Consider the following 14,793-nt stretch of genomic DNA (forward strand, 5'->3'; position numbering starts at 1 on the left):
TTTTAAAAATTTATCCTGATAATGACATTATAATCCATATAAGAGAAAAAGGAAGAAATATTTTCCGCGCAGGTGAAACCAAAAACGAACGATGCTATACTGTATGAAGAGACTATTCGACAAGCTTGGAGGAGACTTGCAAATATGTTGTCTTATATTAAACGATTGGTCAATTACGATGAACGGAGACTGAAAAGCTACCAGCAAATCGTCTCTCGCATTAACGAACTGGAACACGAGATTTCTCGTTTATCTGATGAAGAATTAAAAGCCAAAACGCCTTATTTTAAGCGATCGCTGCAGGATGGCAAAACGGTGTTTGACATTCAAGCGGAAGCGTTTGCGGTCGTGCGCGAGGCCGCCAAACGCGTGCTGGGCATGCGCCATTTTGATGTACAGCTGATCGGCGGTTTAGTGCTTGCGGAAGGAAACATCGCCGAAATGCCGACAGGTGAAGGAAAAACGCTCGTCGCTTCATTGCCAAGCTATTTGCGCGCACTGGAAGGAAAGGGCGTTCACGTGATTACGGTGAACGAATATTTGGCGAAGCGCGACCGCGAGCTGATCGGCCAAATTCATGAATTTTTAGGGCTTTCGGTCGGATTGAATCTGCCGATGATGGATGGAGAAGAAAAGAAAAAAGCCTATCGCGCCGATATTACATACGGAATCGGCAGCGAGTTCGGTTTCGATTATTTGCGCGATAATATGGTCTACGATGTGTCACAGCGGGTGCAGCGTCCCTTTCATTACGCGATTATTGATGAAATCGACAGCGTGCTGATCGACGAAGCGAAGACACCTCTTATCATCGCCGGCAAAACGGAGACGAGCTCGCAATTAAGCTATTTATGCGCGCGCATCGTGAAATCGTTGGAACGAGATGTCGATTACTATTTCGACGAAGAAACGAAGGCGACGAATTTAACCGAAGAAGGCATTGCCAAAATTGAACGAGGATTCGGTATCGACAATCTTTACGATTTGCAGCATCAAACGCTGTATCATTATATCATTCAGGCGCTCAGGGCTCAGGTCCTGTTCCACCGCGACATCGACTATATCGTCAAGGATGGAAAAATCCTTTTGATCGATATGTTCACCGGACGGCCAATGGAAGGACGCAGCTTAAGCAATGGATTGCATCAGGCGATCGAAGCGAAGGAAGGGCTGGAGCTCACGGAAGAAAATAAAACGCAAGCATCGATCACGATCCAAAATTATTTCCGGCTTTACCCGGTTTTATCCGGCATGACGGGAACAGCCAAAACGGAAGAAAAAGAATTCCAAACGTTATACGGCATGGACGTCGTGCAAATTCCGACGAATAAACCGGTTATCCGCGTCGATGAACCGGATCGCGTCTTTATGACCATCGAGCAAAAATATACCGCCGTCGCCAAAGAGGTGAAGCGCGTTCACGAAACTGGACAGCCGGTTTTGATTGGGACGACTTCTATTTTGCAGTCGGAAAAAGTAGCGGAATATTTGCGAAAGGAACATTTGCCGTTTCAATTGTTAAATGCGAAAACGATTGAGCAGGAAGTGCAAATGATTTCATTGGCCGGACAGAAAGGGCAAATTACGATTGCGACGAATATGGCTGGACGCGGAACGGATATTATGCTGGGAGAAGGGGTCGCGGAATTGGGTGGCTTGTTCGTGCTCGGAACGGAGCGGCATGAGTCGCGGCGCATTGACAACCAGCTGAAAGGGCGGGCTGGGCGCCAGGGCGATCCGGGACGGTCACAATTTTTCATTTCTCTTGAGGATGACATGTTCCGCCGATTTGCCAAAGAAGAGGTCGAAAAGCTGCAGAAGAAGCTGAAAACGGACGAACACGGCCTGATTCTCGACAAGGATATTCATGCGTTTGTCGATCGCGTGCAACGCATTTGTGAGGGCAGCAGCTTCTCCATTCGCGAATACAATCTCAAGCTTGATGATGTGTTGAACGATCAGCGCAGCACGATCTATACGTTGCGAAATCAAGTGCTGGAAACAGAGGATTCGCTCTCGATTGCCGTCCGTATGCTTCGCTCCTATATTCCATATGAAATTGAACAAATGTGTCCAATGGAAGTCGATCCAGAGGAGTGGAACATGCAACGGCTAGCGGCGCAGCTGCGGGAGCTCATTCCGACATCTCAGCTGCAATGGAACGCCCCTGCTGATGATGTGGAAGAAGTGAAACAAACCGCTAACGAAGCGGCGGAAGCCTATATTGAAACACTTCAGCTGTTTGAAAGTGAGCGCGGGCTGCACCAGCAATTGAAGCCGTTCCTTCTTTCCACGATTGACCATCATTGGCTCAACCATCTCGACGCGATGGAGCGTCTGAAAGAGGGCATTGGGCTGCGCTATTATAGCCAAGAGGATCCGATTCGCCAGTTTCAACGGGAAGGATATGAATTATTTGTGCATATGTATCGGCAAATTGAGCGTGATGCTTGCCGCCAGCTGGCTTACTATGTGTCTGATAAAATCCAAACAAACGGAGGACAATAAACATGCTGTCATTTTTTCGAAAGGGAAAATCTAAACAAGACGGATTAGATACGGTCGTCGATTCCAGCGAGCTGTTCGACACCGACGAAACCTCCTCGGCCGACCAAGACATTCATCCGCAGCTTTCCATTCATCCATCTTGGTCAATCAGTGCCGAAGAGCGCTATTATTATCAATTTTTAAACAATGAACAGCAGCCGCTCAAGGAAAACCAGATTTCCCTGTCCGGCATTGAATTAAAGCAGACGGAAAAAGGATATGTCGTTACCGCGTTTGTGCGCAGCAGCTTGGCAAAAGCCATCTCCTTTTCCGACACTACGCTGCTCTTGATCGGACCGAACGGGGAAATGCTGGCGCGCAAAACCTTTCCGCTCGCGGAGCTGGGCGAGCTGCCGCCGCATAGCAGCCGGCCTTGGAAATTCTTTTTCGAGCGCGAGACGCTGCGGGTAGCCGAACTGCCGGCGGTCGACTGGAAAATCGCCTTCGAGCTGCGCAAACCAACCGCCCACTCTCTCGATTTATCGGAGAGCTGGGAGAAAAGCTTGGCTGATGAGGATAAAGAAAAACTGCGAACGCTCGTCCAGTCGATTCAACCGCCAAAGCCGGGAGAGATCAATTTCATGGGTCTGCAAATTCAACAGGCTGAAAACGGTGATATCCATGCAACGCTGCTCATTCGCAACGGCAGCGATAAAAACATCCGAATCCAGCAGCTGCCATTGCAAGTGGAGGATGCGGCAGGAGATCTTGTCGCCCAAGGAGCGTTTACGCTCCAAGAGTTTGAAGTAAAAGCCAATACAAGCAAGCCGTGGACCTTTATTTTTCCTAAGGCGCTTGTCGTCAAGGAAAATCCGGATTTCCGCGCATGGAAGGTCATCGTTCCTTCCGGCCAATAAACGCAGAAAAAAACCACCTAAAAAGCAGGTGGTTTTTTTTCTGAGGCTACCAACCGAGGTCCTTGCATTATATTGCTACAGAAGGAAATAATATATTTCTTTCAAGTATATTTTACCATCGGTAGTTTTATATAACAATTGTTTTTTCAAATGTTTTGTTTTCTTTCGATTCCACCGGACACAAGCGCATAGCCAATCATTAGTAAAAACACTAAATCAAGCAAGCCTGTATGGATGGAAATCATAAAAATCGTCGTGATGAACGCATACGGAATAATGGAATACGACTTAAATCCAGACTGCTTCATTTGATTGTACAGCATGGATAAAATGATTCCATATAGCGCAAATCCGATGATAATCGCGATATAACCGCCTTCCACATAAAACTGTCCAAGCAAGGTCGGCGTCGTGGTGCGCCCAGGACGGGTGACATATTTTCCTGTTTCCACTGTAATCGAATTGACCATTTCCGTAATTTCCATGCGCGGAGACAGCTGCTCTCCCGGCAAAATGGTCGAGAAAATGCCTTTATGGAGCTTGCCGTATAAATAGCCATGCTCATCTGTATATTCCATTAATTTGCTTAATACAATTTTCCCGGTGACGCTGGCTTCCGTTAATCCGCGCACCCACTTAGGCGTTTCATTGATCTTGCGGACAAGCATTAAATCGCGGTTCATTTCTTTCTCGCTTAATTCCACATCCGGCCCTTCATGCGTATTAAATTGCTTCGTCTGGTCTTCGGTCACCATGCGGAAAAAGCCGAAAAGCGACAAGGCAAGCCCGACGACAAATAAAAAAGCCAGCAGCCAAGAGATCTTAATTCGTTTGATCGTATAGTGGATGACGATTAAACATGTAAAGCAAATGATCGCAATCGGTGTGCGATACCCCATCAGCACCAATAGACAAAGAATCAAAAACAGCACGAACACATAAATCTGCTTTCGTCTGCGCGTCAGTTCTTTTTCTTTGACAACGCGGTCACAAATTAAAAACAACACCGCGAACCATAAGAAAGAGCTTAAAAAGTTCAGCTTCGGATCTAAGTGGCGGCGGACCGACTCATCAGCGATCCCCACTTGGCCGGTAAACAACATAATCATATAGCTGACAAGCCCGATCAATCCGAGCACATACAAGAAGTAAGTCGTTTTTCCCCGCAGAAATTTCAAGCCGAAGGAAGGGAACGACCAGTTTCGCCTCTGCACGAAATAGACGGCGGCTAAATAAGACGCCAGTCCGACTAAAATGGGCCATAGAACATTTTTTTTCACTTCAAAATACTCTATTTTCCCAAAATCAAATAAACTAACAAAAAAATACAAGATTAAGATAAACGGAAAGAAAAAATAAGGAGAAAACGTGTCAATCTTGTTATTCCAATTCTGCAATATTCCTAAACGCTTCATAACGAATTCAGTTTCTACGAATCAGAAACTTGTTTAATCCTCCCTTTCGCTACAATTTCCTTAAATGATTCCACTCGGAAGAGCCAAGCTGCCAGAAAATAAATGGCCGCTCCAAGTATAATCATGATGACTAAATACGGAACAACGGAAAGGTGATCCGCATGGAGGCCATGCTTAACAAAGAGAAGAACCGCGCACATCACAAGCGTACTTATCGTGATCTTCGCGTATTCTTTGCCAATGACGCTCAGGCTAAACCCTCCGGCTAGCTTGTACAAAGTCGTAAACGTAATGGCAGAATACACAAATCCGACCAGAGAGGTCGATAAAGCCAATCCGACCGCTCCGATCACATTCGATAAAATCGCGTTAAAAATCGCATTGGCGATGATGGATACCACGCCGGCCCGCAGGATGTAATGGCCCTTTTCAAGCGTATAAAATCCTTTGGCAATGACGGCTTGGATGCTATAAAACAGCACCGATCCCGTGAAAAAGATCGCATATTCGCTTGTCTGGGCGGTCGCAGCGGCGGTAAATGCTCCCCGTTCATAGACGACCTGCACCAATTCCCTCATCAGCACAATCATTCCAGCAATGGTCGGAGCAAGCAGCAAAAACATATAGTTCAGCCCTTTTTCAATTCCCGTTCGAAACAGCTGCATGTCCTCTTTTACTTTCGCTTCCGCAAGCAATGGGAAGACGAGCGTGGCAATGGTCACGCCAAAAATCGCCTGTGGAATATTCACAAGCCGGAACGCATAGTTTAAGTTAGAAACAACCCCTTCTCCAAGTCTTGCGGAAAATAGCGTGTCGATAAATAAATTAATCTGGCCGACAGCAATCGTCAGACCGATCGGCAAAAATACCTTATAGAAGGACAAGATTTCCCGCCAATCCGCCGGCTGACTCCACATTAAAAAACGGCGCGGCCTTAAGTACACCAATTTGATGATGAACGAAAGCACGGTGCCGACAAAATAGCCAAACGGAACGGAATAAATCCCCATTTGCCGATACAATAAAATGGCTCCACCAATCGTGCATAATACGACAATCGTTTGTGAAAATGTTGAAAACGAAAACTTCTTTTGTGAATCAAAATAGCCTTCATAGACCGCGTTCACACCGACAAGCGCTACCGATAGAAAGTAAATGACAGCTGTCCAAACGGCAATCTCCGCCCCATGTCCTGTAAAGCTTGGGTAAAGCCAGCGAATAAGGAGCGGTGAAAGAACCGCTCCGCATACAGCGATCACCGAAGAAATCCAAAAGGTCCCTTTGACGACATTCGTTAAATGAGAAAAGCCTTTTCCTAGCTTTTCATATTTATAATAACTAGGCAAAAAGGCATCCTTCATTCCTGTCAACATAAACAAAATAATGGCATTAGGGATCGTCATGGCAGCAATATACGCGTCGACGACATAGGAATCGCCGAATAAATGAGCGATGGCGATATCGCGCAGCATGCTCGAAAATTTCAAAAAAAACGTAGACAGTAAAAACAAGATGCTCGCTACTCGTAACTTTGACATACAATCCCTTCTACTCTCTAATGGCTTTAATTAGAAATTTCGGAAGGACAAGCTGTCGTTTCCAACGCCAAGGCTCCTTCACCAGACGATAGAACCATTCCATCCCTAATTTTTGGAATAGTAACGGAGCCCTTTTCAAACGGCCCGATACGACATCAAACGATCCGCCCACCCCTTGGTACACTTTAGGGGCGAGCGAATCCATATGCTTCACAATCCAGTATTCCTGCGCCGGGCTCCCCAACGCTACAAATAAAATATCTGGATTGGACGCATTAATCGCGTTGACAATCACATTTTCGTTCTTTTCGTATCCGTGCATCGTGCCGACAATTTGAATGCCAGGAAACCGCTCCTCCAGCTTTTTCTTCGCCTCATCAGCCACCCCAGGTTTGGCGCCATATAAAAAGACCTTTTTCCCATGGAGGGCGGCTTCTTTACAAAGGCGCATCATCATATCAATACCTGTGACACGGGAGCGGATTTTCCCTCCTTTCATCATCGAGGCTAAAATCACACCAATGCCATCAGGAATTTGATAGGTCGCCTTATTCAAAAGGTCGCGAAGCTCCATGTCTTCTTGCGCCTTCATAATTTTTTCCGGATTAATCGCCACAATAAAAGACTTGCGGTTATGGTTTATATCCTCTAACAGCTTCGCAGCCAGCTGATCATACGTATCTGTACAAACATCAATCCCTAAAAACTTTTCTTTCATATTGTAATCACCTAATTAGAAAAGGTATGCTTTTCATACTTGGAGCGGTGTTTGGCATCTCCGAGCACATGCACGTCAAATCCGTTTTCCTCCCAGAGGCCGCGCTCGATACAATGTTTTGTATCAAAAATAATGGACGTGCGCATGTGAGCGCCTACTTGCTCAGGCTGCAAATATTTAAACTCTTGATGGTCTGTTAAAATAACGATCATATCGGCATGCGCCACCGCTTGTTCCAGCTCCTGCGTCTGCTGGCTTAACTGATTCTCCTTAATATGCGGGTCATACGCTGTGTAGTCGATTCCCAGCTGCTCTAAATGATGGATGACCTCCAGCGATGGACTTTCGCGCATATCGTCCACATTTCCTTTGAACGCCAATCCGAACACTGCCACTCGGCCGTGCTTAATTCCTTTTTCATTTAAAATTTGCTTAATTTTCAAAGCGGTGTATTCTGGCATGCTGTCGTTCGTCTGACGGGAAAGGTGAATCATTTTCGCTAATTCCGGCTGCAATTCTACTAGGAACCATGGATCGACTGCGATGCAATGGCCGCCAACGCCGGGCCCTGGAAAATGGATATTGACGCGCGGATGAAAATTGGCTAAGCGAATCGCCTCCCACACATCAATGCCAATTTTTTCGCTGATTTTCGCTAGTTCATTGGCAAAAGCAATGTTGACATCACGATACGTATTTTCCATGACCTTTACCATTTCGGCCGTTGTCGCATCGGTTAAATGGATCGTTCCTTTTACGAATGTTTTGTATAATTCAGCTGTTAAACGGCTTGATTCTTCATTGATGCCGCCGATAATGCGGTCGTTATTGGTTAATTCCTCAAAAATTCTCCCTGGAATGACGCGTTCAGGGGAATGGGAAACATAAAGCTCTGTGCCGATTTCTAAACCCGTTTCCCGTAAAATCGGCAGCATGACATCCTCTACCGTGCGCGGCGGTACCGTTGATTCCAGCACGACCAAATTTCCGGCGCGGACATAAGGAACAATCGACTGAGTAGCAGAGCGAACATAATCTAAATTCGCTGTTTTATCTGGATTAATCGGAGAAGGAACGGCAATGATGAATACATCGGCTTCTTCCGGTGTTGTCGAAACCGTCAATTTTCCGCTGTCTATCGCTTGATTAAGACGCTCTTGCAATCCGTTTTCTTCAATGTGCAATTGTTTTTTTTGAATCATGCTGATTGCTTTTTCGTTAATATCAACACCATGTACCTGCAAGCCATGATTGGCAAACATGACGGCTGTTGGAAGTCCAATATATCCTAATCCAATGACACAAATTTTTTTGCTCATACGAAGTCTTTCTCCTTTACTGAAGTACCTTTTTTACAATCAAACTTTATTATAACAAAAAACAAACTGCGATTATATATTTGTAACGAATTTTAAACATTTGCGGCGTTGTCCTATCTTCTGCTGCCCTCCATAGAAGGAGCCTGCACAATCGGCCTTCTTCCGATCGAGATGTAGGTGAGCGGAAATCTTTCCGCTTCTTTGATATCGTAACAGTTCCGGCCATCAAAAATGACTGGATCCTTCATTTGTTCCACATAAAGTGAAAACGGCAGCGCTTTGATCTCCTCCCACTCGGTCGCAATAAAGGCAATTTCTTGGTCGCACAGCGCCTCAGCAGCAGATGACGCATAAACCACTTGATCTCCAAGTATAGCTTTAGCTTTTTCCATTGCAATCGGATCATACACGGTGACTTGTGCCTGATCGGCAAGCAATCGATGGATGAAAACAAGCGAGGCAGCCTCGCGAATGTCATCTGTGTTAGGCTTAAAGGAAAGCCCAAGAACCGCTACTTTTTTTCCTGCGAGTGAACCGAATAATTCTTTCGCTTTTGTATATAATAATAACTGCTGTTTATTATTGACGTGAATGACCGCTTCAAGCAGGTCAAACTGATACTGGAGATTTCCCGCCAGCTGCACAAGCGCTTTTGTATCTTTTGGAAAGCATGAGCCTCCGTAGCCGATGCCGGCTTTTAGAAAATGCGGCCCGATCCGGTGATCCTGCCCAATTCCATAAGCAACATCATCAATATTGGCGCCAACCTTTTCGCAAATATTGGCAATTTCATTAATAAAGCTGATTTTCGTCGCCAAAAATGCGTTGGCGGCATATTTAATCATTTCTGCGCTGCGAATATCGGTATGAATAATCGGGATGCCGAACGGTTTGTTAATATCCGCGATCAGGGCCGCAGCTTCGGGATCATTGGCGCCGATGACAATGCGGTCGCCGTGAAACATATCGTAAATGGCGGAGCCTTCCCGCAAAAATTCCGGGTTGGAAACAACGGTAATATCCGCTTCCTCCGCTTTATGTTCATGAATCATCCTTTGAATGCGATCATTCGTACCGACCGGAACGGTGCTTTTGATGACAACAATCGCTCGTTTGCGAACATAACGGCTAATGGCCAGCGCCGCTTCTTCCACATAGGTCAAATCAGCGGAGCCATCCTCCTTTTCTGGCGTGCCAACAGCAATATAAATAATATCAGCTTGTCCATACGCCATTTCTTCATCCGCTGTAAAAAAAAGCCGACCTTGCTCCATGTTTTTTCTCATTAATTCGTCTAAACCAGGTTCGTATATCGGCGAGATTCCTTGCTTCATCATTTGCACTTTCGGCTCATCAATATCATAACAAATCACATCATGTCCGATTTCTGCAAGACAAACCCCCGTAACAAGGCCTACATATCCTGTACCTGTAACAGTGATTTTCACACTATGTTCCTCCTACGATGACATCATCTCATATCCCTCATTCTATAATAACCAAAGGGGAAAAGAAAGCAAATACATGTCATCCGCATACCCCATCCATTATTTTACTTTTAAAAACCCTCTCTGAAACAAAGGTCACAGGAAAATGAAAAATCCGCTATCTATGCATTTTCCACAAAAAAAAGCTACAGCCATTATAGCTATAGCATATGCGTTGGGCGGCTTGCCAGTTCATCCTTTGACTGACACTGCGATATCTAAATGCTCCTGCCAAAATCGAGTGGACTAAAATAGATGGCTCCTCATCGTTCCTAGTCCTGACTGTGACGTGAAGAAATAGGTGCTCTAAAGCATTCTCTTGTTACACGCGCTGCTTTTTCTTTTCTTGAAGCTGTTCAATATAGTAGTTGGCTTCCGCCTTGCAAGAAACGGGAATATCCTCTATTTGCAGCTCTTTTGTCAACTGCTCGATAGTTTGCAACTGCTCTTCAGTCGGCTTTTCTGATAGGACTTTTTCCATGATTTCATTAATTTTCGCGGCTAATTCTTGATGAAAGGACGGGCTTTGCTTTATTTCTTCATCTAATGAATGGAACCAAGCGGCTTGTTTTTCAATATATTGCCGCCAGTGCTGCATAAAGACGGCCGGATCAAACTGTTCTTCCTGCCACTGAATTTGATTCATATATTTTTCAAAAACGAAAGCAATGGAACGGGAAATGCTAATTTTTGTTCCATGAGGAAGATTTTTTAGCATAAAGAAAAAACCTCCAAAATTTTTTTGTGCTGTCACATGATTGTATATATAGCCTTACCAATCGAAATGATTTCCAAGCGGCAACGGCCTCTTTCGATCGTTGCTTGCCAATGAATGACGAATTTGTTTATTACTTTGTACATAAACAACGAAAAATATCCCCGCACCATGGTCTCGCTCGACATGGATGCGGGAATGGCTGGCTTAACAGCTGAACGGCTGTGGAGGCTGATTCGTTCTTCCGAAATGATAAAGAATCGCTTGGACAATCCGTTCGGACGCTTTTCCATCTCCATAAGGATTGGCCGCTTTGGCCATCCGTTCATAGGCCGCTGGATCGTTCAGCAGCTCAAACGCCATTTGATAAATCGTTTCCTCGCTTGTGCCGGCCAGCTTTAACGTTCCAGCTGCGATTCCTTCCGGGCGCTCGGTCGTATCGCGAAGCACAAGCACAGGCACTCCAAGAGACGGCGCTTCCTCCTGCACCCCTCCGGAGTCTGTTAAAATCAAGAACGAGCGTGCCGCAAAATTATGAAAATCGACGACGCCTAAAGGTTCAATCAAATGAATGCGGTCATCTTGGCCGAGAATCTCGTTCGCCACTTCCCGGACGGCAGGATTTAAATGAACAGGATAGACGACTTGAATATCATCATGCTCTTGCACTAACCGTTTAATCGCGCGAAACATATTTCGCATCGGCTCTCCTAAATTTTCCCGGCGGTGGGCCGTCAGCAAAATCATCCGGCTTCCATTCATCCGCTTCAGCACAGGGTGGTCGTAATCGTTGCTCACCGTTGTTTTCAGCGCATCAATGGCGGTATTGCCTGTAATAAAAATGGAATCGCGTTTTTTATTTTCGCTCACTAAATTGTCATGCGCCTGTTGGGTCGGGGCAAAATGAAGATCAGCCATGACTCCTGTCAGCTGGCGGTTCATTTCTTCTGGAAACGGTGAATATTTGTTCCATGTCCGCAGTCCCGCCTCCACATGCCCTACGGCAATTTGATTATAAAACGCCGCAAGGCTTGCGACAAACGTAGTGGTTGTATCGCCATGCACAAGCACTAAATCCGGCTTGACTTCCTTCATGACTTGATCCAATCCAGAAAGCGCCCGGACGGTAATATCGGCGAGCGTCTGGCGGTCCTTCATAATATTCAAATCGTGGTCTGGCGTAATTCGGAACACGTCCAATACTTGATCAAGCATTTGACGATGTTGTGCCGTTACGGTCACAATTGATTGTATATGTTGGTCATGTTTTTCTAATGCTAATACAAGAGGCGCCATTTTGATCGCTTCTGGCCGCGTCCCAAAAATGGTCATCACTTTTAATTTTTGCTTCATATTTTCACCTACAATATTGATGGCTATAAAAAGTCTGTTCCTATTCTAACATGTGCGTTCGGCAATGAAAAGTTGATTTTTACTCAATCTTTGCCAAGGAAAATACGTCCATAACCCTTGCTTCTTTCCAAAATAGAGACATGACGTCGAACAAAGGAGATACACATGAAAACGAAACAGCGAAAATGGATATGGGTGATCGGAATAACAATGGTTCTCGCCCTCGCTGGTATTGGAGCATATGCTTATTCTATTTATTCCAACGTCAAACATACGGCACAACAAATTTATGAACCCGTTACACCAATCGCTCCCAAAAAACGCACAAAGCCTGTGTCATTAAAAAGGCAAACCCCGATTTCCTTTTTATTGATTGGCGTAGATGAGCGCAAGGGCGACCGTGGTCGAGCGGATTCGCTTATCGTTTTGACCGTCAATCCAAATGAAAAATCCATTAAGCTGCTCAGCATCCCGCGCGATACGAGAGTCGAAATGGTCGGAAAAGGGAAAATGGATAAAATAAACCATTCTTACGCATTCGGCGGCGTCAATACGACCATCGCTACCGTTGAAAAGTTTCTTGATATTCCTATTGATTATTATATGAAAGTCAATATGGAAAGTTTTAAAGATATCGTGGATGCCGTCGGCGGAGTCACTGTAGATAATCCCTTTGCCTTTACATATGACGGCGTGACATTTCCAAAGGGAGAAGTGGCTCTTAATGGAGATAAAGCGTTGAAGTATGCCCGCATGCGCTATGATGATCCCCGCGGCGATTTTGGGCGTGAGGATCGACAAAAACAAATCATTGAAGCCGTGATTCAAAAAGGAGCCAGCCTTTCTTCATTCGTCTATTACGACGATATGCTGGCGGCGATTGCCAAGCATGTCAAAACGAATTTAACACTCGCACAAATGAGAGATATTCAAGAGAGGTACAAAGAGGCACGCCAGCATATGGAGCAGCTCCATTTACAAGGAACCGGAACAAAAATAAATGGCATTTTTTATGTGCTTATCTCTGAAAAAGAGCGGTTGGCCGTGTCGAATGCATTAAAAACCCATTTAGAAGTGAAGCAGCAAAGGAGCGGCTGATGCGATCAGCCGCTCTAAACGGTTGACAAAAGCTTTCATCCCGCGCTCCACTGCCTTCCTTGTCTGCCAACCATTTTCAAGTCCGTCCATTCCCAATTTCAACTGGTCGGATTACCAATATCGCTTCGCTCCCACATAGCAAGAGCTCCAATAAGAATTGCTAAATGAGCTGATCGTCACTCCGGTAGAGCTGCCGCTATGAAGAAATTGATTGTTGCCGATATAGATTCCCACGTGGGAAACCGTATTGCCTTCCGTTTTGAAAAAGACCATATCGCCAATGGAAGGAGAGGAAACACTAGTGCCCGCGTTCCACATCGTAGCGACCGTTCGCGGCACCTTGACGCCTTGCTGCTGGAATAAGTAATAAATAAGCCCGCTGCAATCAAAGCCTTGCTCCGGGGTTTGTCCTCCCCATACATATGGCTTGCCCAACAATAAAGCGGCATCCGCTACCAGCTCAATCGGATCGACCTTCTGTACCGAATTTTGGGTCTTGAGCCGTTGATAAGTCGTATCATCAACAATCCCTGTCACTTTTAAGCCGGCATTTTGCTGAAATTGCCTCACTGCATCAGCTGTAATCGTTCCGTAATAGCCGGTAATTTGCGCAGAGGTGACAAGACCAAGCTGGTTTAGCTTCGTCTGCACCTCCTTCACCAAATCGCCGCTGGACCCAATCGTTATGTAGATGATCGCCTGATTGCTGCCCGATGGCGCGGTCTCCTTCGGCTGCGCCGCTTCCCTCAGCTTGGTGAGCGTCGCATTGTCCACCGTTCCTGTCGCGGGAAGCCCTGCTTGCTTTTGGAATTTTTTCACCGCGTCAGCCGTGATCGTTCCATAATAGCTTGTAATTTCCGGATAAGTGAAGTGACCGAGCTGCTTCAGCTTCGTCTGCACTTCCTTCACTAAATCGCCGCTGGACCCAATTGTTAAGTAGACAGTCGCCTGATTGCCGCCCGATGGCGCGGTCTCCTTCGGCTGCGCCGCTTCCCTCAGCTTGGTAAGCGTCGTATTGTCCACCGTCCCTGTCGCAGAAAGGCCCGCTTGCTTTTGGAATTTTTTCACCGCATCGGCTGTGATCGTTCCATAATAGCTTGTAATTTCCGGATAAGTGAAGTGACCGAGCTGCTTCAGCTTCGTCTGCACTTCCTTCACCAAATCGCCGCTTGATCCAATCGTTAAGTAGATCGTCGCCTTATTAACAGAGGACGTCGACGTCTTTGTCTTTGCATTTGCCGCGTCCTTCAGCTTGGTAAGCGTCGCATTGTCCGCCGCTCCTGTCGCGGGAAGCCCTGCTTGCTTTTGGAATTTTTTCACCGCGTCGGCCGTGATCGTTCCGTAATATCCGGTAATTTCTGAGTAGGTAAACAAGCCGAGCGTTTTTAATTGCTGTTGCAGCGTTTTAACCGCTTCACCAGAAGCCCCTTGCTTTAATGCAGGCTGCGGGCTGGATGCGGTCTTTAATTTTGCATACGTTTGATCGTCGACCACCCCTGTGACTGGAAGCTTAACAGAGGATTGGAAATTTTTTACCGACGTCTCCGTGATCGTTCCATAATAGCCAGTTGCCGTTGGATACGTGAAAAAACCCGCCGCTTTTAACAGCTGCTGCACTTCTTTGACTTTCGCGTCGCTCATGCCGATTTTCAACTGCGCCGCTTTCCCTTCTGTAGGCAGCATAAACAGCGCTGAAGCAAATGCCGATGTCATGATGACGTGCCGCGCCTTCCATTGCATTCTGCT

At 46.0% G+C, this 14,793-nt stretch carries 11 protein-coding genes; 3 read left to right on the plus strand and 8 right to left on the minus strand.

What is annotated here, in order from left to right; genetic code table 11:
• Positions 1 to 144: 144 nt before the first annotated feature.
• Together secA2 and GRQ40_RS17190 are read left to right on the plus strand one after the other, a co-directional pair.
• A complete protein-coding gene (gene secA2, locus GRQ40_RS17185; protein WP_159720519.1) occupies positions 145 to 2,508 on the plus strand; it encodes an accessory Sec system translocase SecA2 in 2,364 nt (787 codons plus the stop codon).
• Positions 2,509 to 2,510: 2 nt separating this feature from the next.
• Complete coding sequence (locus GRQ40_RS17190; RefSeq protein WP_044742437.1) at positions 2,511 to 3,404, plus strand: accessory Sec system S-layer assembly protein; 894 nt, start codon at positions 2,511 to 2,513, stop codon at positions 3,402 to 3,404.
• Between the two features lie 146 nt (positions 3,405 to 3,550).
• On the opposite strand, the gene GRQ40_RS17195 is transcribed toward GRQ40_RS17190, so the two are convergent.
• The 7 genes from GRQ40_RS17195 to wecB all read right to left on the minus strand — a co-directional run bounded on the left by GRQ40_RS17195 (position 3,551) and on the right by wecB (position 11,949).
• Positions 3,551 to 4,819 (minus strand): oligosaccharide repeat unit polymerase, encoded by a 1,269-nt coding sequence (locus GRQ40_RS17195; RefSeq protein WP_080861654.1) that lies wholly within the window; start codon positions 4,817 to 4,819, stop codon positions 3,551 to 3,553.
• A gap of 14 nt (positions 4,820 to 4,833) precedes the next feature.
• Positions 4,834 to 6,357, minus strand: a complete 1,524-nt coding sequence (gene murJ / locus GRQ40_RS17200; RefSeq protein WP_080861650.1) for a murein biosynthesis integral membrane protein MurJ — start codon at positions 6,355 to 6,357, stop codon at positions 4,834 to 4,836.
• 10 nt (positions 6,358 to 6,367) lie between these two features.
• On the minus strand, positions 6,368 to 7,075 hold the full coding sequence (locus GRQ40_RS17205) for a WecB/TagA/CpsF family glycosyltransferase (RefSeq protein ID WP_044742434.1): 708 nt from the start codon (positions 7,073 to 7,075) through the stop codon (positions 6,368 to 6,370).
• 11 nt (positions 7,076 to 7,086) lie between these two features.
• Positions 7,087 to 8,394, minus strand: a complete 1,308-nt coding sequence (locus tag GRQ40_RS17210) for a nucleotide sugar dehydrogenase (protein WP_159720529.1) — start codon at positions 8,392 to 8,394, stop codon at positions 7,087 to 7,089.
• A 113-nt stretch (positions 8,395 to 8,507) separates the two neighbouring features.
• On the minus strand, positions 8,508 to 9,842 hold the full coding sequence (locus GRQ40_RS17215; RefSeq protein ID WP_159720540.1) for a UDP-glucose dehydrogenase family protein: 1,335 nt from the start codon (positions 9,840 to 9,842) through the stop codon (positions 8,508 to 8,510).
• Positions 9,843 to 10,203: 361 nt separating this feature from the next.
• A complete protein-coding gene (locus GRQ40_RS17220) occupies positions 10,204 to 10,599 on the minus strand; it encodes a hypothetical protein (RefSeq protein ID WP_044742431.1) in 396 nt (131 codons plus the stop codon).
• A 204-nt stretch (positions 10,600 to 10,803) separates the two neighbouring features.
• Positions 10,804 to 11,949, minus strand: a complete 1,146-nt coding sequence (gene wecB / locus GRQ40_RS17225; RefSeq protein ID WP_080861632.1) for a non-hydrolyzing UDP-N-acetylglucosamine 2-epimerase — start codon at positions 11,947 to 11,949, stop codon at positions 10,804 to 10,806.
• A gap of 165 nt (positions 11,950 to 12,114) precedes the next feature.
• On the opposite strand from wecB, the gene GRQ40_RS17230 reads away from it, so the two are divergent.
• A complete protein-coding gene (locus tag GRQ40_RS17230) occupies positions 12,115 to 13,047 on the plus strand; it encodes a polyisoprenyl-teichoic acid--peptidoglycan teichoic acid transferase TagU (protein WP_159720542.1) in 933 nt (310 codons plus the stop codon).
• Between the two features lie 111 nt (positions 13,048 to 13,158).
• On the opposite strand, the gene GRQ40_RS17235 is transcribed toward GRQ40_RS17230, so the two are convergent.
• Positions 13,159 to 14,787 carry a C40 family peptidase gene (locus tag GRQ40_RS17235; RefSeq protein WP_159720544.1) on the minus strand — a complete coding sequence of 543 codons (1,629 nt, stop codon included), beginning with the start codon at positions 14,785 to 14,787 and terminating at the stop codon, positions 13,159 to 13,161.
• Positions 14,788 to 14,793: the final 6 nt, after the last annotated feature.

This window comes from Anoxybacillus sp. PDR2 (genome assembly GCF_009834045.1).
Lineage (GTDB): Bacteria > Bacillota > Bacilli > Bacillales > Anoxybacillaceae > Anoxybacteroides > Anoxybacteroides rupiense.